At 71.6% G+C, this 22,753-nt stretch carries 25 protein-coding genes and 1 rRNA gene; 16 read left to right on the plus strand and 10 right to left on the minus strand.

Annotation, left to right across the window (positions count from 1 at the left end):
• Nucleotides 1-7 precede the first annotated feature (7 nt).
• From rrf to RM779_RS12105, 3 genes are all read left to right on the plus strand, one after another.
• Nucleotides 8-124: ribosomal RNA gene (rrf, locus tag RM779_RS12095) — 5S ribosomal RNA — on the plus strand.
• A gap of 125 nt (nucleotides 125-249) precedes the next feature.
• The gene (locus tag RM779_RS12100; RefSeq protein WP_311617700.1) at nucleotides 250-750 is read left to right on the plus strand and encodes a GNAT family N-acetyltransferase; all 501 of its coding nucleotides are present in this window, start codon (nucleotides 250-252) and stop codon (nucleotides 748-750) included.
• Nucleotides 747-1,598 carry a pentapeptide repeat-containing protein gene (locus tag RM779_RS12105; RefSeq protein WP_311617701.1) on the plus strand — a complete coding sequence of 284 codons (852 nt, stop codon included), beginning with the start codon at nucleotides 747-749 and terminating at the stop codon, nucleotides 1,596-1,598. Before RM779_RS12100 ends, RM779_RS12105 begins: the two co-directional genes overlap by 4 nt.
• 169 nt (nucleotides 1,599-1,767) lie before the next feature.
• Here RM779_RS12105 and RM779_RS12110 read toward each other — a convergent pair whose 3' ends face one another.
• The 5 genes from RM779_RS12110 to RM779_RS12130 are packed head-to-tail and all read right to left on the minus strand — an operon-like array spanning nucleotide 1,768 to nucleotide 8,185.
• Complete coding sequence (locus RM779_RS12110) at nucleotides 1,768-3,036, minus strand: type IV secretory system conjugative DNA transfer family protein (RefSeq protein WP_311617702.1); 1,269 nt, start codon at nucleotides 3,034-3,036, stop codon at nucleotides 1,768-1,770.
• Nucleotides 3,037-3,051: 15 nt separating this feature from the next.
• Nucleotides 3,052-4,464, minus strand: a complete 1,413-nt coding sequence (locus RM779_RS12115) for an ATP-binding protein (RefSeq protein ID WP_311617703.1) — start codon at nucleotides 4,462-4,464, stop codon at nucleotides 3,052-3,054.
• Between the two features lie 43 nt (nucleotides 4,465-4,507).
• Complete coding sequence (locus RM779_RS12120) at nucleotides 4,508-6,070, minus strand: SCO6880 family protein (RefSeq protein ID WP_311617704.1); 1,563 nt, start codon at nucleotides 6,068-6,070, stop codon at nucleotides 4,508-4,510.
• The gene (locus RM779_RS12125) at nucleotides 6,067-7,362 is read right to left on the minus strand and encodes a hypothetical protein (protein ID WP_311617705.1); all 1,296 of its coding nucleotides are present in this window, start codon (nucleotides 7,360-7,362) and stop codon (nucleotides 6,067-6,069) included. The genes RM779_RS12120 and RM779_RS12125 overlap by 4 nt, the downstream gene beginning before the upstream one ends.
• A complete protein-coding gene (locus RM779_RS12130; RefSeq protein WP_311617706.1) occupies nucleotides 7,352-8,185 on the minus strand; it encodes a hypothetical protein in 834 nt (277 codons plus the stop codon). Before RM779_RS12130 ends, RM779_RS12125 begins: the two co-directional genes overlap by 11 nt.
• A gap of 165 nt (nucleotides 8,186-8,350) precedes the next feature.
• Between RM779_RS12130 and RM779_RS12135 the strand changes: the two genes are divergently transcribed.
• Together RM779_RS12135 and RM779_RS12140 are read left to right on the plus strand one after the other, a co-directional pair.
• Nucleotides 8,351-8,800 (plus strand): GNAT family N-acetyltransferase, encoded by a 450-nt coding sequence (locus tag RM779_RS12135; protein ID WP_311617707.1) that lies wholly within the window; start codon nucleotides 8,351-8,353, stop codon nucleotides 8,798-8,800.
• Nucleotides 8,801-8,869: 69 nt separating this feature from the next.
• Nucleotides 8,870-9,211, plus strand: coding sequence for an STAS domain-containing protein (locus RM779_RS12140; protein WP_311617708.1), 342 nt, complete (start codon nucleotides 8,870-8,872; stop codon nucleotides 9,209-9,211).
• Here RM779_RS12140 and RM779_RS12145 read toward each other — a convergent pair.
• Complete coding sequence (locus RM779_RS12145; protein ID WP_311617709.1) at nucleotides 9,098-10,102, minus strand: sigma-70 family RNA polymerase sigma factor; 1,005 nt, start codon at nucleotides 10,100-10,102, stop codon at nucleotides 9,098-9,100. The genes RM779_RS12140 and RM779_RS12145 overlap by 114 nt on opposite strands.
• A 258-nt stretch (nucleotides 10,103-10,360) precedes the next feature.
• Here RM779_RS12145 and RM779_RS12150 point away from each other — a divergent pair, with 258 nt between their 5' ends.
• Nucleotides 10,361-11,896 carry a protein kinase domain-containing protein gene (locus RM779_RS12150; RefSeq protein WP_311617710.1) on the plus strand — a complete coding sequence of 512 codons (1,536 nt, stop codon included), beginning with the start codon at nucleotides 10,361-10,363 and terminating at the stop codon, nucleotides 11,894-11,896.
• 16 nt (nucleotides 11,897-11,912) lie between these two features.
• Here RM779_RS12150 and RM779_RS12155 read toward each other — a convergent pair whose 3' ends face one another.
• Genes RM779_RS12155 through RM779_RS12165 form a run of 3 tightly spaced genes read right to left on the minus strand, consistent with a single transcriptional unit; the run spans nucleotide 11,913 to nucleotide 14,675 of the window.
• Nucleotides 11,913-12,782 (minus strand): Fpg/Nei family DNA glycosylase, encoded by an 870-nt coding sequence (locus RM779_RS12155; protein ID WP_311617711.1) that lies wholly within the window; start codon nucleotides 12,780-12,782, stop codon nucleotides 11,913-11,915.
• 55 nt (nucleotides 12,783-12,837) lie between these two features.
• Nucleotides 12,838-13,488 carry an O-methyltransferase gene (locus tag RM779_RS12160; protein ID WP_311617712.1) on the minus strand — a complete coding sequence of 217 codons (651 nt, stop codon included), beginning with the start codon at nucleotides 13,486-13,488 and terminating at the stop codon, nucleotides 12,838-12,840.
• Between the two features lie 44 nt (nucleotides 13,489-13,532).
• Nucleotides 13,533-14,675, minus strand: a complete 1,143-nt coding sequence (locus tag RM779_RS12165; RefSeq protein ID WP_311617713.1) for a hypothetical protein — start codon at nucleotides 14,673-14,675, stop codon at nucleotides 13,533-13,535.
• A 177-nt stretch (nucleotides 14,676-14,852) separates the two neighbouring features.
• Between RM779_RS12165 and RM779_RS12170 the strand changes: the two genes are divergently transcribed.
• The 6 genes from RM779_RS12170 (at nucleotide 14,853) to RM779_RS12195 (ending at nucleotide 19,897) form a co-directional block, all read left to right on the plus strand.
• Nucleotides 14,853-15,518: a UbiX family flavin prenyltransferase gene (locus tag RM779_RS12170; protein WP_311617714.1), complete on the plus strand. Its 666-nt coding sequence runs from the start codon at nucleotides 14,853-14,855 to the stop codon at nucleotides 15,516-15,518.
• A gap of 69 nt (nucleotides 15,519-15,587) precedes the next feature.
• Complete coding sequence (locus RM779_RS12175) at nucleotides 15,588-16,049, plus strand: Lrp/AsnC family transcriptional regulator (RefSeq protein WP_311617715.1); 462 nt, start codon at nucleotides 15,588-15,590, stop codon at nucleotides 16,047-16,049.
• Between the two features lie 62 nt (nucleotides 16,050-16,111).
• The gene (mqnE, locus tag RM779_RS12180) at nucleotides 16,112-17,278 is read left to right on the plus strand and encodes an aminofutalosine synthase MqnE (protein WP_311617716.1); all 1,167 of its coding nucleotides are present in this window, start codon (nucleotides 16,112-16,114) and stop codon (nucleotides 17,276-17,278) included.
• A gap of 9 nt (nucleotides 17,279-17,287) precedes the next feature.
• Nucleotides 17,288-17,851, plus strand: a complete 564-nt coding sequence (locus RM779_RS12185; RefSeq protein ID WP_311617717.1) for a GNAT family N-acetyltransferase — start codon at nucleotides 17,288-17,290, stop codon at nucleotides 17,849-17,851.
• Nucleotides 17,852-17,917: 66 nt separating this feature from the next.
• On the plus strand, nucleotides 17,918-18,211 hold the full coding sequence (locus tag RM779_RS12190) for a DUF4229 domain-containing protein (protein ID WP_311617718.1): 294 nt from the start codon (nucleotides 17,918-17,920) through the stop codon (nucleotides 18,209-18,211).
• A gap of 345 nt (nucleotides 18,212-18,556) precedes the next feature.
• Nucleotides 18,557-19,897 carry a dicarboxylate/amino acid:cation symporter gene (locus RM779_RS12195; RefSeq protein ID WP_311617719.1) on the plus strand — a complete coding sequence of 447 codons (1,341 nt, stop codon included), beginning with the start codon at nucleotides 18,557-18,559 and terminating at the stop codon, nucleotides 19,895-19,897.
• 79 nt (nucleotides 19,898-19,976) lie between these two features.
• Here RM779_RS12195 and RM779_RS12200 read toward each other — a convergent pair whose 3' ends face one another.
• The gene (locus RM779_RS12200; protein ID WP_311617720.1) at nucleotides 19,977-20,948 is read right to left on the minus strand and encodes a helix-turn-helix domain-containing protein; all 972 of its coding nucleotides are present in this window, start codon (nucleotides 20,946-20,948) and stop codon (nucleotides 19,977-19,979) included.
• A gap of 367 nt (nucleotides 20,949-21,315) precedes the next feature.
• Between RM779_RS12200 and RM779_RS12205 the strand changes: the two genes are divergently transcribed.
• From RM779_RS12205 to RM779_RS12220, 4 genes are all read left to right on the plus strand, one after another.
• On the plus strand, nucleotides 21,316-21,510 hold the full coding sequence (locus RM779_RS12205) for a hypothetical protein (RefSeq protein ID WP_311617721.1): 195 nt from the start codon (nucleotides 21,316-21,318) through the stop codon (nucleotides 21,508-21,510).
• A 68-nt stretch (nucleotides 21,511-21,578) separates the two neighbouring features.
• Complete coding sequence (locus tag RM779_RS12210) at nucleotides 21,579-21,740, plus strand: hypothetical protein (protein ID WP_311617722.1); 162 nt, start codon at nucleotides 21,579-21,581, stop codon at nucleotides 21,738-21,740.
• On the plus strand, nucleotides 21,737-22,021 hold the full coding sequence (locus RM779_RS12215; RefSeq protein ID WP_311617723.1) for a hypothetical protein: 285 nt from the start codon (nucleotides 21,737-21,739) through the stop codon (nucleotides 22,019-22,021). The genes RM779_RS12210 and RM779_RS12215 overlap by 4 nt, the downstream gene beginning before the upstream one ends.
• A 167-nt stretch (nucleotides 22,022-22,188) precedes the next feature.
• A complete protein-coding gene (locus tag RM779_RS12220; protein WP_311617724.1) occupies nucleotides 22,189-22,620 on the plus strand; it encodes an ATP-binding protein in 432 nt (143 codons plus the stop codon).
• The last annotated feature ends 133 nt before the right edge of the window (nucleotides 22,621-22,753 follow it).

Raw genomic sequence — 22,753 nt, forward strand, 5'->3', positions numbered from 1 at the left:
TAAGTGTTCCGGTGGTCATGGCGGAGGGGAAACGCCCGGTTACATTCCGAACCCGGAAGCTAAGCCCTCCAGCGCCGATGGTACTGCATGGGGGACCGTGTGGGAGAGTAGGACACCGCCGGACAATATTCTGAAATACGGGTGAGGCCCGTTGCACTCAGTGCGACGGGCCTTATTCGTATGCCATCTCATCGTCTGCGGATGGTAAAGAACATTGCGGCACGCGAGGCGGGGTGCGACTATCGGCGCATGGCGTACAGCATCCGGCAGACGCGCCGCGAGGACTGGCAGCGGCTGCGTGAGCTGCGACTTGCCGCCCTCCAGGACCCTGTCGCACCGGTGGCCTTCTTCGAACCGTACGAAGAGGCCGTGCAGTTGACCCGGGGGGAGTGGGAAAGGCGGGCCTCCGGGCGGGAAAGCGTCACGTTCATCGGGGAGTCCGAGACCGGTGCGTGGGGCGGTATGGTCGGCGCGTTCATCCGTTCCGGCCGCGTGTACGTCGTCGGGGTCTACATGCTGCCCGATCATCGCGGCACGGGACTCGCCCGCGAGCTGATGCGTGCCGCGATCGACTGGGCCGACGGCTACGAAGTCCGGCTGCGCGTCCACGAGAACAATCCGCGGGCCGCCAAGTTCTACGCCTCGCTCGGATTCGAGCCGACCGGCGACACCGACAGCGACCCGCGCGATCCCTCGCTCCAGGCGTACGAGCTGTCCCTGAAGACCGGGCAGGGAGTGCAGGAGCGATGACCGCTCCGCAACGGCCACCCGACCTGCGCGCGGACTGCTCGAACTGCTTCGGGCTGTGCTGCGTCGCGCTGCCCTTCGCCGCGTCCACCGACTTCCCCGTCGACAAGGCCGCCGGCCGTCCGTGCGGCAACCTCAGGGACGACTTCCGCTGCGGTATCCACGCCGAGCTGCGCGACCGCGGCTGGGTCGGGTGCACCGTCTTCGACTGCTTCGGGGCGGGCCAGCAGGTCTCCGCGGTCACGTTCGGCGGGCTGGACTGGCGGCGGGCGCCGGAGACCGCCGGGCGGATGTTCCAGGTGTTCCCAGTGATGCGCGCCCTCCACGAGCTGTTGTGGTACGTCACCGAAGCACTGGCGCTGCCCGCGGCCGCGCCCGTGCACCCGCGGCTGCGGCGCGCGGCACGCGATCTCCGGCAACGCGCCGACGGCGACCCCGAGTCGCTCCTGGCGTTCGACATCGCCGCGCTCCGCGCCGACGTCAACGCGCTGCTGCTGCGCGCCGGCGAACTGGTGCGCGCGGGCGTGCCGGGACGGAAGAAGAACCACCGCGGCGCCGACCTCATCGGCGCCCGGCTCCGCGGCGCCGACCTGCGCGGCGCGAGCCTGCGCGGCGCCCGGCTCATCGCGGCCGACCTGACGCGGGCCGACCTCAGAACGGCGGACGTCATCGGCGCCGACTTCAGGGACGCCGACCTGAGCGGCGCCGACCTCACCGGCAGCATCTTCCTGACACAGGCCCAACTCGACGCGGCCAGGGGCGACGCCACCACACGCCTGCCCGCGACCCTGTCACGCCCCGCGCACTGGACAACGCCCACGCACGGCGCCGCACGGCGGCCCCGCGGGTAGGCCGCTTCGAAGTCGCCCGTGCGTACGGCAGCGGTGAACGGTGCACGGGGGCGGGCGTCCGAGGGCGCGGCTGGTCGGCCGTATCCTTCGGGACGCGCCTGCCCGCGGGTGGGCCGCGGCGAGGCCGTCCGTGCCCACAGCAACGATGGCCGGCGCATCGGGGTGTGCGTCAGCGGGCGTGTATGTCCACGATCTCAAGTCCCGGCTGGTCGGCGGTCATCGCCGCGACCAGCGCCCCGCGCAGACCGGCCGTCTCCTTGTGGTCGCCCACCACGTACAGCGTTCCGCCCTCGCCCGCCACGTTGTCCAGGGCCAGGGCGTCGACGCGACCGGGGCTGCACGCCTGCCTGATGTGCAGCTGGTCGAGGCCGCTGAGCGCCCGGCCGATGAGGCCGAGGGCCGCGTCCCGGCGCCCCGGGTGCCCGGTGAGGGTGCTCTCCAGCTCCATGGCCGCGCCGCCCGCGGCGCGGGCGTGGGTGCGCAGGATCTTGCCCGGCTCGCCTCCCGACCTGCCGTGCGCCCACCGGTGGATCTGCGTGATCGGCTCCCCGGCGAGTGCGGCGGCGTGCAGGTAGCAGCGCAGCAGGGTTTCCGCGGTCTCGGCGTCCAGCTGGAAGATCGGCTCGGTGGGGCGGACGGGCGCCAGCAGGGCGTTCGCGCGGGCCCTGGCCACCGCCATGTCCTCGCAGCCGCGCTGCGGCGCCCAGCGCAGCCGCACGGGGGCGTCGGTCACGTGGCCGGGATCGTAGACGTGCACCGGGCCGTGCCGGCCGCGCTGGCGCGCCGTCTTCGCCCACAGGCGGCCGTCCGGGTCCAGGACCACGAGCCCCGGCGGGGCGGCCTGGACGGCCGCGACCGGGTCGCGGGGCTCCGGGAGCGGGCCGGGCGGCTCCGGCTCGGCCGCCCGCTCCACCGGGACCTCCGCGGCCGGTGCCTCCCGCGGGGGCAGCTCCTGGGCCGGTACATAGGTGTCCGGAACGTAGGTGTCCGGAACGTTCCACGGGCCGACGGGCTCCGGCGGCGCCTCGGCTGCCGGGCCGACCTGCCCGGCCGGGTGCCGCCCCGCCCGCCACCGCGCGACGCGGATCGACACCCACAGCACGGCGGTGAACAGGAGCACCACCTGCGCCAGGAACACCAGCCACAGCATCGCCGCACCGGGCAGCTCCGCCGGGTCCGCCTCGGGCCAGGCGGCGGCCACGTCGCCCGGCGCGGTCAGGAACGAGCGCATCGCGTGCGCCGTCTCCAGGAAGGTGACGCCCGGCGGCCACGCGCCGTGCCGCAGCCAGCCGGCCAGGCCGGTCGCCGTCCACGTCAGTGCCGTGATGCCGACCAGGAACGCCAGCGTGCCGACCAGGAGGGCATCCGGCACCCCGCCGCCGCGCCGGGCCGGCGGCGGCCCGGCCGGTGCGCGCCGTGCGCGCTCGTCATACGCCATCAGCTGTCCCCTGTCCTAGCCGACGCCCTGCCGCTTCTCGAAGGACATCACCCGCGCCTCCGTCTCCGCCTCGAACGGGTCCTCGGCGGTGGGCAGCTGCTCCTCCGCCAGAACCATCGAGGAGGACTCCGTCATGGCGCGGTCGGTGAAGACCAGAGGCCGCTCCGTCTCGGTCACCAGATGCTTGACGACCTGCACGTTCCCGTTGACGTCCCACACCGCCATGCCCGGGGTCAGCGTCGGAATGATCTCCACCGCCCACCGGGGCAGGCCGAGGACCTGGCCGGTGGATCTCGCCTCATCCGACTTCTGGGCGTAGATCGTGCGCGTGGAGGCCATCTTGAGGATCGCCGCCGCCTCCCGGGCCGCCGCGCCGTCCACGACGTCGGACAGGTGGTGGACCACCGCGACGAAGGACAGGCCGAGCCGGCGGCCGAACTTCAGCAGCCGCTGGAACAGCTGTGCCACCGAAGGCGAGTTGATGATGTGCCAGGCCTCCTCGACCAGGAAGATCCGCTTCTTCCGGTCGGGCCTGATCCAGGTGTGCTCCAGCCACACGCCGACGATCGCCATGAGAATCGGCATCGCGATCGAATTGCGGTCGATGTGTGAGAGGTCGAACACGATCAGCGGGGCGTCGAGGTCGATGCCGACCGTCGTCGGGCCGTCGAACATGCCGCGCAGGTCGCCGTCGACGAGGCGGTCGAGGACCAGCGCGACGTCAAGGCCCCAGGCGCGCACGTCCTCAAGCGCCACGTTCATCGCGTCGGCCGCCTCGGGCAGCGGGTGGCGCAGCCGTTCGACGATATCGGTGAGGATCGGCTGCCGGTCGGTGGTCGTCTGGTTGACGTAGGCGTGGGCGACCTTCAGCGCGAAACCGGACCGCTCGTCCAGCAGTCGGCCGAGCGCGACCTCGATGATGGTGCGCAGCAGGGCGAGCTGGCCCGTCGTCGTGATCGCCGGATCGAGCGGATTGAGGCGGACGTTGCCGTCGAGGGTCGCCATCGGGTCGAGCCGGATCGGCGTGATGCCCAGCTCTTGCGCGATCAGATTCCACTCGCCGACGCCGTCCTCGCCCTGCGCGTCCAGCACGACGATCTGCCGGTCGCGGAACCGGAGCTGACGCAGCACGTACGTCTTCTCCAGCGCGGACTTGCCGTTCCCCGACTCGCCGAGCACCAGCCAGTGCGGGGCGGGCAGTTGCTGGCCGTACAGCTGGAACGGGTCGTAGATGTAGCCCTTGCCCGAGTAGACCTCGCGGCCGATGATCACGCCCGAGTCGCCCAGGCCGGGCGCGGCGGTGGGCAGGTAGACGGCCTGGGCCTGCCCGGTGGAGGTGCGCACGGGCAGCCGGGTGGTCTCGGTCCTGCCGAACAGCAGGCTGGTGAACGCCTCGGTGATGGCGCTCAGCGGATCGCGGGGCGGCATGGCGGCACCTCCTTCCCCGGGGGGCTCGTGCGCGCGTGGGTCCTCATCGCCTGATGCCCGTGGCGAACGGAAGCGTGTTGACGAACGCGCGGTGGTGCTCGCGGTCGCACCACTCGAGCTTCAAATATGACTTACCCGCGGACGCACGGATAGTGCGCTTGTCCCGGGCAAGTGCTTCCGGGTGCGGCGAGGAGACGGTGATGTAGCCCACCAGGTTGACCCCGGCGGCGCCGGAGGCCAGGTCGTCGCCGCGCTGGTCGACACGGCCGTGCGCGGCCACGTCGCGCGGGTCGACCGTCCGGTTCATCTTGGCGGCGCGCGAAGCCTCGGCCTCGTCGTTGGTCTTCTCGGTCAGCATGCGCTCGATGGCGATTTCCGTCGGCTCCAGGTCCATGCAGACGGCGACCGTGCGGATCACGTCCGGGGTGTGCACGAGGAGAGGCGCCAGGAAGTTGACCCCGATGGGCGTCATCGGCCACTCCTTGACCCAGGCCGTGGCGTGGCACCAGGGCTCACGGGTGTCCGACTCGCGGGTCTTGGCCTGGAGGTACGTCGCCTCCCTGGCGTCCAGCTCGGCCGGCCAGGCGTTGCGCTTCGACATGGCCTGGATGTGGTCGATGGGGTGGTCCGGGTCGTACATCGAGTGGATGAGGGAGGCGAGCCGCGCCTCGCCGAGCGGCTGCCGCACCCGGATGTCGGCCTCCGTGAGGCGCGCACAGATGTCGGTCAGCTCGCGCGCCATGACGATGGCCAGCGCCTCGTCGCGGGACATGCGGCGGCTGCGGCTCTCGCGCCCGCCCGTCCTTGCGGCGCGGGCGATGGTCTGCGCCTCGTTGCTCAGCTCGCGCGAGTGGTGCATGCAGGCCACGAGGTAGGCGCGGTGCTGCTCGCTCGACGTCGACACCATGGACGCCAGCTGCTCGTACGAATCCTGAATCCAGGGCGGGGAGCCGTCGTTGCCGCGCTCGCGGACGTCATTGGCGTGCGCGTCGGGGTCGGCGGGCAGCGTGCGCGCCAGCATCTGAAGGCGCGTGACGTGGCCGTCCCCGTTCGCCACATGCTTCAGCAGCGTGCCGAACCGCTCGACCAGCGCCTCCTGGTCCTCACTGTCGCGCAGCCCGACGCCCGGGCCCTCGATCTCGATGGCGGCCGTGATCGTCTTGCGGTCGGTGTGGAGCAGGACGGCCAGCTCGTCCGGGCCGAACGCGGCGGCCAGCCACCGCACCCGGCCGACGCCGTGCGGCGCCCCTACCTCGGCCTCGCGGCCGTCGAGCGTGATGCCGGCCTCGGGAGCGCCGGACCGGTACGTGGCGCCGTGCCGCTGGGTGCGGCGGAAGCTGCGGGTGATCTCGAACCACCTGTAGAACGTGCGGCCCCGGTACGGCATGTACACCGCGGAGAGAGCGAGCAACGGGAAGCCCGCAAGACCGACGATGCGCAGGGTCAGGTTGGGGATGACGAGACCGCTGATCATGCCCAGGAACGCGCCCACGACGATGAGCGCGATCTCGCCCGTCTCGCGGTTTCTGCCGACGATGGCCTGCGGCCGGCCCCGGCCGATGAGGTAGGTCCGGCGGCGGGTGAGAGTGTTGGGCGGCGCGGTCACCGGCTGCCTCCTCGATTGCCCTGATTACCGGTGCGGCTGCTGCCGCCCGAGCTGGACGCCGAGGACGCCGAAGACGAGGACGAACCCGACTGGCCGGCCCGGGAGCCGTGCGCCGCGACGCCGCCCGCCAGCGGGTTGGCCGGGCGGGCCGCGCCCTGCCCGCCCCCGCCCGCGGCGCCGCCACCGGCGCCCCCGTCCCGGCCGCCGTGGGTGCTCATGCCCTGGCGCAGCATCGAAGCCGGGGTGGACACGGCGGCCTTGGCGGCGCGGCTGGAGGTGTCCTGGCGCATCGCGCGGTGGTTGACGATCTCGTCGCCGAAGCCGGGAACGAAGCGGTAGATCATGGCCGAGGCGAAGATGGCCAGCAGGATGATCGAGAGACCGGAGATGATCGAGGAGACCGCGGTGGGCCCGCCGTCGTCGCTGGTGGTCAGCGCCCCGGCGAGACCGAGGACGATGACGATGACCGGCTTGATGAGGATGACCGCGATCATGATGCCCGCCCAGTTGCGGACGTGCCCCCACAGATTCTTGTCGACCAGCCCCGCGTAGACGGCCGTGCCCAGGAGCGCGCCGACGTACAGCATCGCGGCGCGGATCACCAGCTCGAGCGCGAGCACGCCGGCGGCCAGGATGGAGATGAGCGACACCAGGATCAGCACGATCGGACCGCCGCCGATGTCGTCGCCGGCTTCCAGCGCGGCGGCGAAGCCACCGAAGAATGCCTCGGAGTTGTCCCCTGTGCCCGCGACGATGGCATCGGTGACGCCGTCGGTGGCGGATACCACGACGTAGAGGACGAGGGGCGTGAACGCGGAGGCCATGACGGTCAGCCACAGGAAGCCGACGGCCTCGGTCAGCGCGGTGGTCAGCGGCACGCCGCGGATGGCGCGCTTGACGATGGCGAGCAGCCAGAGGATGAGCGTCAGCACCGTGGAGGCGGCGAAGACGACGGCGTACTGGCGGAGGAAGGAGGTGTTGGTGAAGTCGACGGCGGTCGTCGAATCGACCAGCTCGGACAGCTCGTTGACGACCCAGGCGGCGGCATCGGCACAGCCCCGGGCGAGCGACCACAGCGGGTCGAGCGAGACATCGAGCGCATCCAGGTCGCTCTCCCCGCCACCACCACCCCCGGACTCCTCATCCCCCTCGCAGTAGTCCCGCGCGGTGCCGTGGATCAGCTCGCACTCCTCGTCGGCCCTGGCGCGGGGCGCCAGGGCGAGGGCGAATGCGAGGAGGCCCGTGGATGCCGACGCCAGGGTGGCCAGGCGGAGGCGGAGGCTAACGCGCATAGGTGAACCCTCCGTACTCTTCGACCGCTTCAGCGATCTCGTCCGCTCCGGAGACACGGTTGTCGCCGTTCACGGGGGTGGGACCCTCGGACTGCTCGGTGCCCGTCATCTTCCAGTCCCCGTCCTCCCAGATCAGTGAGAAGTGCATGGTGAACCAGCTGGTGCGCACCGGATTCTGCGAGTCGGTGCCCGCGATGCCGAAGAGGCCGGAGCACCAGACGGACACCTCGGCCGTGGTGTCCTCGTAAGAGGTCACCGAACTCCCCACGGGCATGGTCCGGTTGACGAAGGTAGAGCCCTCGGGTACGCCGCCCTCGGCGTCGAGTCCGATGCTCTCGTTGAGGCCGGTGGTGTAGTCGGCGTCGAACGCGGACCGCAGCTCGCTTCTGGCAGCGGACGCGCTGATGGTCTCCACGATGGTCCGCCGCTGCTGCGCGTTGAACATCTCCACGCCGCCCAGGGCCACCGCGTAGTTGGCGGCTGCGCTCTGGGCGCCCTGCTCGGTCTGGGCGTGGCCGGTCGGGATGCCGTTGAAGGCGTCGTCCACGGGCTGTTCGCCGGTGGGGGCCGTGGCCTGGGCGCCGCCGTCGGGGGCGGAGTCGTCGGTGCCGCCGCCGGAGTTGCCGTCCCCGTCCGTCGACCGGTTGGCGAAGGCGATGGCCGCGAGGAGGACGACCACCACGCCGAGGATCGTGGCCACATTGCGGCGCGGGGAGCTCGGCGGGCGGCGGGAGGCGGATTCCTCCTGCTCGGGGAGCCGGGTGCGGGTCCGCGCGGGGATGCGGCGGGCGCTCGTGTCCTCGTAGTCGTCGCCGTAACTCATGTTCGCGCCCCCTCAACCGCAGCGAGTCTATTACCTCCTCACACGACGTTAGCGCCCTCCACTGACGTTCCGCTCGTCCGCGGCCCAGTTGATCTCTGCCGTCCCGCCGCACCCGTGGGACGGGTGTGGTGCTGGTGGGGCGGGGGTGTGTGCTGGGATGCCGGAATGGATGACGCAGATGTGAACGTGGTGGTGCGGGCGGCGACGGCCGGGGACGCGGGGGCGGTGCTCGCGCTCTGGCGGAAGGCCGCGGAGGGGGTGAGCGTCACCGACGACCTCGACGGGGTGGGGCGGTTGATCGCCCGCGATCCGCAGGCGCTGCTGCTGGCGGAGCGTCAGGGCGAGTTGGTGGGCACGGTCATCGCCGGGTTCGACGGGTGGCGGTGCCACCTCTACCGGCTGGCGGTGCTGCCGGCGCGGCGGCGGCAGGGCGTGGCGGCGGCGCTGCTGGCCGCGGCCGAACGGCGGTTCGCGCAACTCGGCGGGCGGCGGGCCGATGCCATGGTGCTGACCGGGAACGCGCTCGCGCACCGGGCCTGGCGGGCCGGCGGATACCGGCCGCAGGAGGAGTGGCAGCGGTGGGTCAAGCCGCTGCCGCGTCAGCTGCCCCGTTAAGTGCGGGGCGGCTCCGATGAGTTCCCCCGGGTGGGGAGGTCTCCTCTCCGAGTGGGGAAGGAGACGCCGGTGCGTACTGAGGTGTTCGTCGTGTGGGGGCCCGTCCTGCGTGCCGATGTGCCGGGGCTCTGCGAGCGGCTGGCGGCATTCGTGCGCGACAGCGGGGCCCGGGAGGTGATCGTGGACGTCGGGGCCGTCCGCGAAGCCGATCCCGTCGCGCTCGAAGTGGTCGCGCGGGTGCGGCTCACCGCGTCGCGCCTCGGCTGCCGGGTGCGGCTGGTGAACGTGGGCGGCGGACTACAGGCCCTCCTCCGCTGGCTGGGACTCGGGGAGGCGGTCGGGCAGGCCGAAGAGGGGGAAGAGGCGCGCCGTGTCGAGGAAGGAGTTGATCCCGGTGATCCGGCCGTCTGAGAACTCGATGATCTGGAGGGCCCAGGGCTCGTGGCCGCCGTCGGGCGCCGGGCGGTACTGGCCGAAGGCGGGGCTGCCGTTGGCCCAGGTGGCTATGAGGCGGGAGCCGCGGCAGTCCTTGCCCTCGCCGAGCATCCAGTCCCTGATGTCGGAGGCGCCGCGCATCCACAGCGCGTAGGGCGGCATGGACAGGGTGGCGTCCTCGGCGAGCAGCGAGGTCAGCGCCTCCATGTCGTAGCTCTCGAACGCCGCCAGGTAGCGGGACAGCAGCGTCTTGTGCTCGTCGGACAGGGGCGCGGTGGGGTCGGACTCGGTGACGCCGGTGGCAGCCAGGGTGGCGCGGGCGCGCTGGAGCGCACTGTTCACCGAGGCGACGGTGGTGCCGAGCAACTCGGCGACCTCGCTGGCCCGCCAGCTCAGCACCTCCCGCAGGATCAGCACCGCGCGCTGCTTGGGCGCCAGGTGCTGGAGCGCGGCGACGAACGCGAGCCGCACGGACTCGCGGGCCTCGGCCCGCTCCGCCGGGTCCTCCGGCATGGTGCGGCTGTCGGGCATGGGCTCGACCCACGCGGACTCGGCGAGCGGCGGGCCGAGCACCGCCTCGGAGGTCCTGGAGGAGGCCGTCATGTCCATCGGTCTGGCCCGCTTGCCGCTGCCGCTCAGCATGGTCAGACACACGTTGGTTGCGATGCGGTACAGCCAGGAGCGGATCGAGGAGCGGCCCTCGAAACGGTCCAGGCTGCGCCAGGCGCGCACCATCGTCTCCTGCACCGCGTCCTCGGCCTCGAACGCGGAGCCGAGCATCCGGTAGCAGTAGCCGGTCAGCTCCTTCCGGTACTGCTCAAGCTGGTCGGTCCGCGCGCGGTCCTGCGTGGCGGTTTCGCTGCTCATCGAGGGCTCCCCTGGCCGGTCACGATCGGGTCTGTCCTGGTGTCCGGTCACCCTAGCCAGCCCCACTGACAACGGTCCCTCAACGCGCTGCGCGCCGCCGTTCCGCGTCAGCCGGCCGCGGGCGGTGTCCGGCGGGGACCGGCCTCCTCGCCGTGGCGGTGTCCCCCGGGACGGTGGCGTGCCTGCCCGTGCCCTTCCCTGTCTTTCCGCGCCGCTTAAAGTATCGGTACCGCGGTGAGTGCGCAGGGGGTGCGAGTGATGCAGGACCGGATTCTCGACGGCCGGTACCGGTTGGGGCGGCAGTTGGGGGCGGGCGGCAGCGGCACCGTGTGGGAGGCGCTGGATCTGCGTCTCGAACGGCAGGTTGCCGTCAAGCTGGTGAGCACCGTCACCTTTGGGCGTGACCCGCGGGCCAGGGAGCGGTTCGAGCGGGAGGCGAAGCTGCTGGCGGGCCTGTCGAGTCCGTTCATCGTCACCGTGCACGACGTGGGGGAGGCCCGGTTCGACGGGGAGTCGGACTCGGTGCTGTACCTGGTGATGGAGCGGCTGCACGGGCGTTCGCTCGACCAGATGCTCGCGGAGGACCGGGCGCTGCCGCCGCTGGCCGAGGTGGCGCGCTGGGGGGAGCACGTCTGCCGGGCGCTGGCCGTCGCGCACGGCTCGGGCGTGGTGCACCGGGACCTCAAGCCCGCGAACGTGATGGTCGGCCCGGACGGGCTGGCGCGGGTGCTGGACTTCGGGATCGCCGCGGTGCTCGCGGAGTCCACCGACCATGCGCGGCTGACGTCGACCGGCGTCGTGGTGGGCACGCCCGCCTACATGTCGCCCGAGCAGATCGAGGGCACGGCCGTCGGTCTGGGCAGCGACCTGTACTCGGCCGGGTGCGTGCTGTATGCGCTGGCCACCGGCCGGCCGCCGTTCCACGGCGGCTCGCTGTACCAGCTGCTGCGGCAGCAGATGGAGAACGCGCCCGAGGTGCCGAGCGTGCTGCGGCCCGGGCTGCCGCCGGGGTGGGACGAGCTGATCCTGTCGATGCTGGCGAAGCGGCCGGGGGACCGGCCGGGCAGCGCCGCCGAGGTCGCCGACCGGCTGCGGCTGCTCGCGGCCCCCGTGGCGGGCGCGGCGGGCGGGGCGGCGGCGCCCGCCGTGGCGGCGCTGACGTACCAGCCGACGCGGGTGGAGTCGCGGCTCGACCCGCGGGTGGTGCTGCTGGCGAGCTGCCCGCGGCCGGGCGGCGGGGCGCTGCCGGTGGCGACGGGGCAGCGGATGCGGCTGACGGATGTACTGCCGGGGGCGTCGGCGTTCGAGGTGGGCCTGGACTGGCGGGCCCCGGAGGGCACGGAGGCGGACGCGAGCGCCCTGGTGGTGGGGGCGGACGGGCGGGTGCCGACGGACGAGCACTTCGTGTTCTACAACAATCCGGAGCCGGCCGGCGTGGGGCTGCGGCTGACGGACGACGGTCCGGAGGCGCGGTTCCGGGTGGAGCTGCCGTCGCTCGGCGCGGCGGCGGAGCGCATCGTGTTCGTGCTGTCGGTCCACGACGCGGAGGTGCGCGGCCAGGACCTGTCGGAGGTGAGTCTGCTGCACGTGCGGCTGATCGATCCCGGCAGTGGCGAGGAGCTGTTGTGTTTCGGGTTCCCCGCGGGGCCGGCCGGGGCGGTGGGGGTGACGTTCGGCGAGCTGGTGCGGGAGGACGACGGCTGGTGGTTCTCCGCGGTCAGCGAGGCGTACGCGGGGGGTCTGGCGGAGATCGTGGAGGCGCACGGGGTGGCCGTGGAGGCGGACGCGACGTGAGGCGCGCGGGGGCGGGCTACTTCAGGAGCCGGGACATGCGGCGGTCGGCGAGCGGTTTGCCGCCGGTCTGGCAGGTCGGGCAGTACTGGAGCGCGGAGTCCCGGTAGGACACTTCGCGGATGGTGTCGCCGCACACGGGGCATGGCTCGCCGGTGCGGCCGTGGACGCGCAGGCCGGTCTTCTTCTCCGTCTTCAGCTGCCTGGCGGCCAGGCCGCGGGACCGTTCGACGGCGGCTCGCAGGGTGGCGGTCATCGCGGCGTGCAGGGCGGCGGTCTCCTCGCCGGTGAGGCGTGCGGCCTGTTTGAACGGGGACATGCGGGCGGCGTGCAGGATCTCGTCGGAGTAGGCGTTGCCGATTCCGGCGAGCACGCTCTGGTCCCGCAGCACGCCCTTGATCTGCCGGCTCTCGCCGCCCAGCAGCGTGGCGAACGCGGCCTCGTCGAGCGCGGGGTCGAGCGGGTCGGGGCCGAGGCGGGCGATGCCGGGCACTTCGGCGGCGGGGTCGCGCACGCAGTACACGGCGAGCCGTTTCTGGGTGCCCGCCTCGGTGAGGTCGAAGCCGGCGCCCTGCGGCCCGGCGAGGGCCACGCGCAGTGCGAGGGGGCCCTTGCCGGGGCGCGGCGGCGCGGCGGGGAGGCTGTCGTGCCACCGCAGCCACCCGGCGCGGGCGAGGTGGACGACGAGGTGGAGATCGCCGACGGCCAGGTCGAGGAACTTGCCGTGCCTGCCGACGGCGGTGACCTGGTGGCCCTCGACGGCGGACAGCGGCGGGTCGTAGGTCTTCAGGACGTGGAACGCGACCGGCAGCGCGCGGGCCACCTCGTGGCCCACGAGGTGGCCGGTGAGGAATTCGCGCAGTGCCTCGACTTCCGGCAGCTCGGGCATGTGTTCCAGCTTATGCCCGTATGGCGTGATTCCGGACGGCCCGCTCGGCGGCGGCTCAGCGTTTGCGGGCGACGGTGACGCCGTCCCTGAGCGGCAGCAGGACGGAGTCCACGCGCGGATCGGCGGTGACGGTGTCGTTGATCTCGCGGATCGCCTTGTCGGCCGGCTCCTGGGCGGCGGGGTCGATGACGCGGCCCTCGCGCAGCACGTTGTCCAGCACGATCACGCCGCCGGGGCGCAGCCGGGTGACCAGTTCCTCGTAGTAGACGGGGTAGCCGGCCTTGTCGGCGTCTATGAAGGCGAAGTCGACGGTCTCCTCCCGCGGCAGCGCGCGCAGCGTGTCGGCGGCGGGGGCGATGCGCAGGTCGATGCGGTCGGCGACCCCGGCGCGCGTCCAGTACCTGCGCGCCACCTGGGTCCACTCGTCGCTGACGTCGCAGGCGATGAGTCGGCCGTCGGCCGGCAGGGCGCGGGCGATGCACAGGGCCGAGTAGCCGGTGAACGTGCCGACCTCGACGGCGAGCCTGGCGCCGGTGAGGCGGACGAGGAGGGCGAGGAACGCGCCCTCGTCCTGGGTGATCTGCATGCTCAGGTGCCGCGGGAGGGACTGCCGGGTCTCGGCGGCGAGATCGCGCAGCACGTCGTCGGCGGCGGGGCTGGCGTGGGCGAGGAGGTAGTCGTTCAGGGCGGGGTTGACGATGTCCATGGGGGAAGTATGCCGCCGGGCCCGGCGGCGCCCCCCCGCCGCGGTCAGGGCTGCATCGGGCCCGGAACGTCGGCGCGGTCCTCGTCCTGCTCGCGGCGTTCCTGGAGGTCGGCCAGGAACAGGAGCGCGACGGACAGCTCCTCCGCGGTCAGCGGTCCGGCGGCGCCCTCCGGCGGGTTCAGGTTGAGTGCGGAGCCGCCGGCCAGGAACAGGTCGAGGGGCAGCGAGCCGCCGCCGGGACCCGCGAACTGGCCGAGGTCGAACGTCGCGTGCGTCAGCACGCCGTTGCGGATGGCCAGCTCGGCGGACACGGTGGCGTCCGGGTCGGCCGGCTCGGCGACCAGCGGCGGCAGGCCGAAGCGTTCGCCCTGCTCGGCGAGCAGGCCGAGCAGCGGCTCGACGGCGTGGTGGGCGTCGCCCGCGGGCAGCCGGACGCCGACCAGCTCGGCGCCGCGTTCCTCGCCCGCGGGCCGGACGGACGCGCCGGAGCGCAGCGTGCTCTCGAACCGGCCGACGGCGTCCCAGAGCGACTCAGGCCGCAGCAGCTGCCCGGCGTCGACGAGGGCGTCGGCGGTGTTGTGCGCGACGTCGGCGGGGACGTCCGCGTGCTCGGTGAGCGCGTCGGCGTAGGCGTCGTGCTCGAACGGCTCGATCTCGACCCAGTCGCCGCGGAGCGCGGAGGCGGCGCCGCTCAGCTCGTCGGGCAGGTCGGCCGCGTCCCGTTCGAAGCGTTCTGCGCGGGCGACGGCGGCCTCACCGGAGCCGTACACGTCCTCGATGACGGCCTCCGCGCCGACGCGGACGTAGGTGCGCCCTTCGAGCTGCTTGACGCCGGTGATGTCCCGGCCGCCGAAGTTGACCGTCATGCCGCCGTCGAGCGGGTCGCCCTCGGACAGGTCGGTGAGGCGGGTGTCCTGCTCCGGGTCACCGACCGCCACGGTCAGCTCCAGATCGGCGAGCAGCCGCGCCTGCGCCATGGTGGGCTCGTCGGCGCCGGAACGGACCAGGTAGTCGTGAACCTCTTCTGGGGTGGCGTCGACCGAGGCCACCAAGGTCAGGCCCTCCCAGGACAGCAGCTCGTCGACGGCGTCCGAGACCTCAAGGCCGGCCTCGGCGTTCTGCAACACCTGGCAGGCCCCGGTCGCGGTCGCGAGGAGCACGGCGCCGCCGAGGGCGCTCAGCCGCATGAGGATGGGGCGGGTACTGATGTCTTCACTCCTGTCCGTGGGGTGACGGGGAGACACGCGGCGTCCCGCGGTGGCTCTGCCGTCCAGTGTCCACGTGCGCGGGGTGGCGGATTCGCGCGGGGCGCCGTCTGTGGCCGAGGTGTCACCGTCCGGTAAGCGGCTTGTTAGCCTCGGGACATGCGCAGGCCGTGGATCGTGGGGGTGTCGGGGGCCTCGGGGACGCCGTACGCCGCGGCCGTGCTGCGGGCGCTGCTCGCCGCGGGCGAGGCGGTGGACCTGGTGGTGAGCCGGGCCGCGCGGCTGACGCTGCTCGACGAGACGGGCCTCGCGTTCCGGGACGGGCACTGGGCCGCCGACCTGCGCGGCTGGCTGGCGCTCGGCGCGGACGGCAAGCCGGGCACGTTCGAGGCGGACGTCTCGGGCGTGCGGTATTGGGCGGCGGGCGATCTGGCGGCCGGGCCCTCCTCCGGCTCCTACCCGGCGAAGGGCATGCTGATCGTGCCCGCGTCCACGGCGGCGGTGGCCGGGGTGGCGCTCGGCCTGTCGAAGGATCTGCTCCAGCGGGCGGCGGCGGTGACGCTGAAGGAGCGGCGCCCGCTGGTCGTCGCGGTGCGCGAGACGCCGCTGAACGGGCAGACGCTGCGGCACCTGGTGGCGCTCGACGACGCGGGGGCGGTGGTCCTGCCGGCCACGCCGGCGTTCTACGCGGGGGCCACGCACATCCAGGATCTGGTGGATTTCGTCGCCGGGCGGGTGCTCGACGCGGCCGGTGTGGAGCATGCGCTGTACCGCAGGTGGCGCGGGGAGCTGGGCGGTGGCGGCCGTTCGGCCCAGCAGTCTTAGGTCACCGGGTGCGTATGCCTTAGATTCTTTTGTGCACTTGACCACGGGGACGAGGAAGGCGCTGCGACCATGGACGCGGTGGACAGGCAGCTGATTCAGGCGCTGCGCGAGAACGGCCGGGCGTCGTACGCCGAGTTGGGCCGTCTCGTCGGCCTCTCGGGTCCCAGCGTCACCGACCGCATCAACCGCCTGGAGGCGGCCGGGGTGATCACCGGTTACCGGGCGACGGTCGACGCGCGTTCCCTCGGGCTCGGGGTGACGGCGCTGATCGGCGTGCAGTTGTCGGACGCGGTGGATCACGAGGACGTCGCGACGCGGCTGCGTGGCCTGCCGGAGATCGAGGACTGCTGGTTCATCGCCGGTGACGACTCGTACATGCTGAAGGTGCGGGCGAGCGATGTGGACGGCCTGGAGCGCACGATCCGCCGCCTGTCGGGCACCAAGGGCGTGTCCAGGACCCGCAGCACCATCGTGCTGTCGACCAAGTGGGAGAACCGGGTCGGCGAGCTGCCCGACGGCACGCAGGCGTAGTCTCGAAGGGCGAGCGGAGCGGGCGGGACGCTCGGCACGACACGAACGAGGAGGCGCGACCGATGGACGCGGGGCTCAAGCGGGAGCTGGAGGAGAAGGTCCGTGCCGGGGAGCGGCTGACCCGCGAGGACGGCATCGCGCTCTACGAGTCCGACGACCTGGCGTGGCTCGGCGGCCTCGCCCACGAGGTCAGGACCCGGAAGAACGGCGACGTCGTCTACTTCAACGTCAACCGCCACCTCAACATGACGAACGTGTGCACCGCGTCGTGCGCCTACTGCTCGTTCCAGCGCAAGCCGGGCGAGAAAGACGCGTACACCATGCGCATCGAGGAGGCCGTGCGGCTGGCCAAGGCGATGGAGGGCGACCAGCTCACCGAGCTGCACATCGTCAACGGACTGCACCCGACGCTGCCGTGGCGGTACTACCCGCGGTCGCTGCGCGCGCTGAAGGAAGCGCTGCCCGCGTCGGTGTCCTTGAAGGCGTTCACGGCGACGGAGATTCACCACTTCGAGTCCATCTCGGGGCTGCCGGCCACCGAAATCCTGGACGAGCTGATCGACGCCGGGCTCGAATCGCTGACCGGCGGCGGCGCCGAGATCTTCGACTGGGAGGTCAGGCAGCACATCGTCGACCACAGGACGCACTGGGAGGACTGGTCGCGCATTCACCGGCTGGCGCACTCCAAGGGCCTGAAGACGCCGTGCACCATGCTGTACGGGCACATCGAGGAGCCGCGCCACCGGGTCGACCACGTGCTGCGGCTGCGGGAGTTGCAGGACGAGACCGGCGGGTTCCAGGTGTTCATCCCGCTGCGGTACCAGCACGACTTCGTGGACATGAAGGACGGCAAGATCCGCAACCGCCTCCAGGCGCGCACCACGATGGCGACCGGCGCCGAGGCGCTGCGCACGTTCGCGGTGTCCCGGCTGCTGTTCGACAACGTGCCGCATGTGAAGGTCTTCTGGGTGATGCACGGCGTGCAGACGGCGCAGCTCGCGCTCCAGCACGGCGCGGACGACATGGACGGCTCGGTCGTCGAGTACAAGATCACGCATGACGCGGACGCCTTCGGCACCCCGGACAAGCTGACCAGGGAAGACCTGCTCGACCTGATCCGCGACGCCGGGTTCCGCCCCATCGAGCGGAACACGCGGTACGAGATCGTGCGCGAGTACGAGGGCCCCGACCCCGGCCGGCGCGAGTCGCCGCAGCCGATGCGGGTGTGAGGCTGCGCGATGAACGACGTGCACACCGCGGAGCCGCGCGGCTCGGTGCGGCTGGCCTACGTGCTCGACCCGCCGGTCACCACGGAGCTGCGGGAAGGGATCGCCGAGCTGTGGGCCGACGTGGTCAACGCGGGCGGCGCGGTCGGCTTCGTCCCGCCGGTGACGCCCGAGGACACCAGGCCCCAGCTGCGCAAGCACCTCATCGGCATGGCCGAGGGCACGACCCGGCTGCTGGTCGGCACGGCCGAGCGCGGCCGGCCGGTGGCCACCGCGTTCTTCGCGCTCAACACGCACCGCCTGATGCGGCACTGGGTGTGGCTCCAGACGGTGATGGTGCACCCGGACCGGCAGGGCGGCGGCGCGGGGCGTGAGCTGATGGCGGCGGCCGAGGCCGCGGCGACCGCGATCGACCCCGATATCACCGGCATACGCCTGACCTGCCGCGGCGGTCTCGGTCTCGAACGGTTCTACGCCGCCTGCGGCTACCGCGAGGTCGGGCGGGTACCGGCGGCGATCAAGCTGGGCGACGGCGAGCTGCGCGACGACGTCACCATGTGGCTGCCGCTCGGCTGAGGCCCGCGGGGCGCGGCGCGAAGGCGCCGTGCTTCACTGGGATGGCGTGTGAAGGAAGGATTCGCTGTGAGCACAAGCCCCACCGCTGCGACCCTGCGCTACACAGGACTGCGGCTCGGCGTCTTCGCCGGGTGTTTCGTCGTTCTCGCGGTGCTCGCGTACATCGGCGTCATCCCCGAGTCCTTCGGCACGGCCAATCCGCTGTGGCTGGCGGTGCTGGCCATCGTGGTGTCCGCGCCGATCAGCCTCGTTCTGCTGCGCGGGCAGCGCGAGGCCATGTCCCGGCAGATCGTGCCGCGCGTCGAGCGCGCCAAGGGCCGGCTGAACGCCAACCAGAGCATGGAGGACGACGCCGCCTGACCCCTCCCCGCACCGGCCGGACGTGATTCGCCTCACGTTCGCCGCGGGCCGCCCCCGCAGGGAATCGTGTTCCCCGCGGGGGCGTTGTGCTGCCACGGTAATCCGTTTTCGGCCCATGACGTGCGTTTCCGGGGGTGCTACCGTGCTCGGCATGAACACACCAGTCGCGCGCCTCCGCCTCACGAGCGTGTCGCTCGTCGCGCGTCTGCACATCGACCTCTGCCGCTGTCTGACCGCGGCCTGTCGCTGACTTCTCCCCTCCCGACTGTTCAGCGCCTTCCCCTGTGCGCTATCCGCACCTTTTGATCATCTGTACCCCATATCACCCCTGACCGGAGTGTGCCTGTGTCCTCCCCGTCCCCCACCCAGGACGCGCGAACGCCCGCGCCGCGCCGCCGTGCCCTGCCGCCGTTCTGGGCGCAGATCCTCCTCGGCCTCGTGTTCGGCGTGCTGTTCGGCTGGATAGCCCGCAACTGGAACGTCGACTGGCTCGGCAGAACCCTCGACGAGATCGGCGGCACGTTCGTCCAGCTCCTCCAGCTGGCCGTCGGCCCGCTGGTCTTCTTCGCGATCGCCGTCTCCATCACCAACCTCCGCAACGTCTCGAACGCCGCCCGTCTGGCCGGCCGCACGCTGCTGTGGTTCCTGATCACGTCCCTGATCGCGGTCGCCATCGGCCTCACGCTCGGACTGCTGACCAACCCGGGCGACGGCACCGGCCTCACGCCCGCCGACGGCGAACTGCCCGAGTCCGAGGGCTCCTGGCTGGACTTCCTCACCGGAATGATCCCCACCAACGTGGTCACGCCCTTCGCCGACCTGGAAGTGCTCCAGATCGTCTTCCTCGCCGCGGTCACCGGCATCGCCGCGCTCCGCCTGGGCGAGCGGGCCGCGCCGCTGATCTCGTTCGGCGAGACCGTGCTTGCCCTGCTCCAGAAGGTCCTGTGGTGGATCATCCGCCTCGCGCCGCTCGGCACCCTCGGCCTGATCGGCCGCGCGATCAACGAGTACGGCTGGGACCTGCTCGGCGACTACGCGACCTTCACCGCCGACGTGTACATCGGCTGCGCGCTCGTGCTGTTCGGGGTCTACCCGCTGCTGCTGCGCTTCGTGGCGGGCGTCGACCCGCTGCGCTTCTTCCGCGCGGCCTGGCCCGCCATCCAGCTGGCGTTCGTCTCCCGCTCCTCGGTCGGCACCCTGCCGGTCACCCAGAAGGTCACCGAACGCCTCGGCGTCCAGCGCGACTACGCCTCGTTCGCCGTCCCGTTCGGCGCGACGACCAAGATGGACGGCTGCGCCGCCATCTACCCGTCGCTCGCCGCGATCTTCGTGGCCGAGATCTTCGACGTCAGCCTGGGCATCCAGGACTACATCCTGATCGTCTTCGTCTCCGTGATCGGCTCGGCCGCCACCGCGGGCCTGACGGGCGCGACCGTGATGACCACCCTGACCCTCTCCACCCTCGGCCTGCCCCTGGAGGGCGTCGGCCTGCTGCTGGCGATCGACCCGGTCCTGGACATGATGAGGACCGCGACGAACGTGGCCGGCCAGGCGGCCGTCCCGGTGATCGTGGCGGCCCGCGAACGCATCCTCGACCACGACACCTACAACAGCGCGACGAGCTTCGAGATCAACGAGGCCGAAACGGACGACCACCACGAGCCGAAGGTGAAGACCCCCGCATAGCATTCCCGTTCCCCCGGCCCGCTGCCCGCCATGGGCCGGGGGGAGCGCACTTTCCCCGAGGCGCGGGCTGAGTTGAGCGCTACTGGGCTTCCCGCGCTCGTTTCAGCGCCTCCCGGTGCTCGTTGGTCCACAGTGCGCCTTGCAGTTCCGCAGGAAGCCCGGCAAGTCCCGTCGTCAAGTGGTCCACGGCTTCGTCGTAGCGTCGCAGGGCGAGCGTGCTCAGCCCCAGGTTTATCCTGTTGAATTCAGGGGTGAGCCAGTACGCGGTTCCCGGCGGCGGGACAGCGGCGGCCTTGCCCGTGAGACGCTCGGCTTCCTCCACCATGTGCAGGGCTCGACTGAGTTCACCGAGAGCAGCGAATCCTGCGGCTGCTTGCAGGGTGTCGCCGATACGCTGAGCAGGATGGGCTCCGGGCGTGAGAGCTGCCGCCGAGAACCAACGGGCGATTCCCTGGTGGTTTCCCTGCTGGCGGGTGATGTACCCGCGAAAGTTCAGGGCCTGAGCTGCGAGCGTGCCGTTTCCGATATCGTCGGCGATTCCTAAAGCTTGGCCGAGCAGGGCCTCGGCTTCTTTGTCGCGGCGCACCTGGGCGAGCATCCATCCGCCGAATTGAGCGAACTCCGATGCGACTTCTGCAAGTGCGTCTCTGTGTTCGCCTCTCGCTCTCTTGAGAAGCCCCGTGATTTCCTTCATCTGCGCGAGTGTGGCGGGGATGATGGTTCGTGGATTGGCGGTGTCGTCCAGGCGTCGGTAGGCCGACAGGACGGATGCCAGTGCTTCGACGGTCGCAGCGTCCACGCGTGAGGGATGCTGCGTGCTGCGTGCAACCCTGCCTCGGTCGTCCGGGTTCAGCACCAGGCCGGCGAGAGCCCCTTGGGCCCCCACCAGGTCGTCCATTGCCTTCGCCAGGTTGGGAGACGGGCTCTGCTTCCCGCTGAGCACGCGAGACAGGTAACCCATGTCGTAGTTGATGGCCTTGGACGCCGCTCTTATCGAGTATCCATGTTCTGTCAGCGCGCGGCGCGCCACATCTCCGAAGTCGTCGTTCACAGCGGCACCTCACCGGGGGTTGACTGCTGATCACCAGCATAAGCAACGCTGGTCAACTACTGCGTGACCGGAACGAGTAGCAGGATCGCTTACGCAGGTGCCCCCGCAACCGTGGCGACGGTCCGGGAGCGTGGTCAACGCTTCAGAGGAGCGTCAACATGCCGAAGAGTATCGCTCAAATCGTGGAACGGCTGCTCCAACAGCTATTCCCCGCACCTGGTCGTCATCGTGCCTCGGGTTCCCCTGCTCTGCCGGACAGGGAGGGCGTACGGACTATGCCGCTGCCGCACTGTGCCCCTGCCACTTCGAGGCAGCAAAACGTCTCCGACGCCGGGCCCCGCTGGATTCACGGGGTGGAGGTCGTGTCGTGAGCGACGAAAAGACTTTCGATGTCGGCTCGGTGGCGCGTGACACCTCGCGGAACACCGTGGGACGCGCGATGGCCTATCCGTCCGGCCGCGCTTGGCTGCGGCCCCTGCCCGGCGGCGGACGTGAGTGGCACGTCCGGCCGGAGGACATGGAAGCGGTCGCCGTCCGAGGCACGGCCAAGGAGGCGAGGTGAGTTCTCGCGCGATCAACAAGGCTGCTGAGCCCGGTGGAGGGGCCTGTCCCACCAGGACCGTATCGCCGGTGAACCCTGACATGACCGGCCAGCAGGAAGCTCCGCCCGACGACAGCGGTCAAAGCGACGGGCAGGAAGGCGAGCGCGGCGGATGGGCGGACCTGGGCGCTGAACTCGCCGACCTGAGCAGGCGCGTTGACGAACACCTCAAGAGGCTGGAAGGCGAATGAACACATACTCCCCCGGAGCAGCAGGCGGCCGGCGCGGCGGCTCGCACATAGGCGGACCCCCGGTCGGTGTCGTGGTCTCCGTGGAGATCGACGTGGCGACCGTCCGGCGTGGGGATCAGGTCATGGTGGGCGGTCAGGCGTTCGTCGTGAGTGACATGGTGAACGTCGCGGCGGGTGGTAAGCGCCTGTGCTTCCGGGGTGGGGAGAGCTTCACCATGTGCCGCACCACGGTCCTGTGGGCCGCCCGCCGTGTGAACCCCCGGCGGCTGCCCAGTCGGTAGGGTGTTCTCGCAGGTCCGGTGGGGGGCGTATTGCCGTCATCCTGCGTGCGCCCCGTGAACCCCCCGTGTGTCCGCGTGAACCCCCTCATGAACGTTTCCAAAGTGGCCCCGGTGGCACTTGACTGGAATTCTCACCAGGGGGAGGAAAGTCGATGACATCGCCGGACATGAGAGTCGAACCAGCGGCAGGCCGTGTCCGCACCGTCTCTCTTCTCGCGGACCACCCCGGCGCGCCGTCCGCCGCGCGGCGGACGGCGCGCCTTGCGCTGCACGAGTGGGGGCTCGGCCACCTGGCCGACGATGTGGAGCTGTGTGTCTCGGAGTTGGTGGGGAACGCGGTGCTGCACGCCAAGGGGGTGCGCGGCGAGCGGGCGGTCGTGCTGGGGCTGCGCTGCTCGGTGCGCTGGCTGATCGTCGAGGTGTCCGACCAGGACCCCACCCCGCCCACGCTGCCCGCCGCGCAACTGCCGCTGTCCGACAGCGGACGCGGCCTGTTCATCGTGCGGGCCCTCGCCGACGCGACCTGGTGGGCGCCGCGGGACCAGGGCGGCAAGAGCGTCCTGTGCCGCTTCGACTTCGACCCGCTCGACGTGTCCTGAGGCGATCCTGAGGTGTGTGCTGAGGGGCGGGCGGCAGCGGAGCTTTTCGGTCACCGGGTGCTGGCGGGAAGTCACTCCTGGGCGTTGTGGTCGCCGTGGGGCGCAGGGTGCGTGACGGTCCGGTGAAACTGCC

This window comes from Streptomyces johnsoniae, assembly GCF_031845565.1.
GTDB lineage: Bacteria > Actinomycetota > Actinomycetes > Streptomycetales > Streptomycetaceae > Streptomyces > Streptomyces johnsoniae.

Excerpts from the sequence above, each read along its gene's own strand:
- RM779_RS12100 (WP_311617700.1), top strand. The coding sequence starts at position 250 with ATGGCGTACAGCATCCGGCAGACGCGCCGCGAGGACTGGCAGCGGCTG.
- RM779_RS12105 (WP_311617701.1), top strand. The coding sequence starts at position 747 with ATGACCGCTCCGCAACGGCCACCCGACCTGCGCGCGGACTGCTCGAAC.
- RM779_RS12110 (WP_311617702.1), bottom strand. The coding sequence starts at position 3,036 with ATGGCGTATGACGAGCGCGCACGGCGCGCACCGGCCGGGCCGCCGCCG.
- RM779_RS12115 (WP_311617703.1), bottom strand. The coding sequence starts at position 4,464 with ATGCCGCCCCGCGATCCGCTGAGCGCCATCACCGAGGCGTTCACCAGC.
- RM779_RS12125 (WP_311617705.1), bottom strand. The coding sequence starts at position 7,362 with ATGCGCGTTAGCCTCCGCCTCCGCCTGGCCACCCTGGCGTCGGCATCC.
- RM779_RS12130 (WP_311617706.1), bottom strand. The coding sequence starts at position 8,185 with ATGAGTTACGGCGACGACTACGAGGACACGAGCGCCCGCCGCATCCCC.
- RM779_RS12135 (WP_311617707.1), top strand. The coding sequence starts at position 8,351 with ATGGATGACGCAGATGTGAACGTGGTGGTGCGGGCGGCGACGGCCGGG.
- RM779_RS12145 (WP_311617709.1), bottom strand. The coding sequence starts at position 10,102 with ATGAGCAGCGAAACCGCCACGCAGGACCGCGCGCGGACCGACCAGCTT.
- RM779_RS12150 (WP_311617710.1), top strand. The coding sequence starts at position 10,361 with ATGCAGGACCGGATTCTCGACGGCCGGTACCGGTTGGGGCGGCAGTTG.
- RM779_RS12155 (WP_311617711.1), bottom strand. The coding sequence starts at position 12,782 with ATGCCCGAGCTGCCGGAAGTCGAGGCACTGCGCGAATTCCTCACCGGC.
- RM779_RS12160 (WP_311617712.1), bottom strand. The coding sequence starts at position 13,488 with ATGGACATCGTCAACCCCGCCCTGAACGACTACCTCCTCGCCCACGCC.
- RM779_RS12165 (WP_311617713.1), bottom strand. The coding sequence starts at position 14,675 with ATGCGGCTGAGCGCCCTCGGCGGCGCCGTGCTCCTCGCGACCGCGACC.
- RM779_RS12170 (WP_311617714.1), top strand. The coding sequence starts at position 14,853 with ATGCGCAGGCCGTGGATCGTGGGGGTGTCGGGGGCCTCGGGGACGCCG.
- RM779_RS12175 (WP_311617715.1), top strand. The coding sequence starts at position 15,588 with ATGGACGCGGTGGACAGGCAGCTGATTCAGGCGCTGCGCGAGAACGGC.
- mqnE (WP_311617716.1), top strand. The coding sequence starts at position 16,112 with ATGGACGCGGGGCTCAAGCGGGAGCTGGAGGAGAAGGTCCGTGCCGGG.
- RM779_RS12185 (WP_311617717.1), top strand. The coding sequence starts at position 17,288 with ATGAACGACGTGCACACCGCGGAGCCGCGCGGCTCGGTGCGGCTGGCC.
- RM779_RS12215 (WP_311617723.1), top strand. The coding sequence starts at position 21,737 with ATGAACACATACTCCCCCGGAGCAGCAGGCGGCCGGCGCGGCGGCTCG.
- RM779_RS12220 (WP_311617724.1), top strand. The coding sequence starts at position 22,189 with ATGAGAGTCGAACCAGCGGCAGGCCGTGTCCGCACCGTCTCTCTTCTC.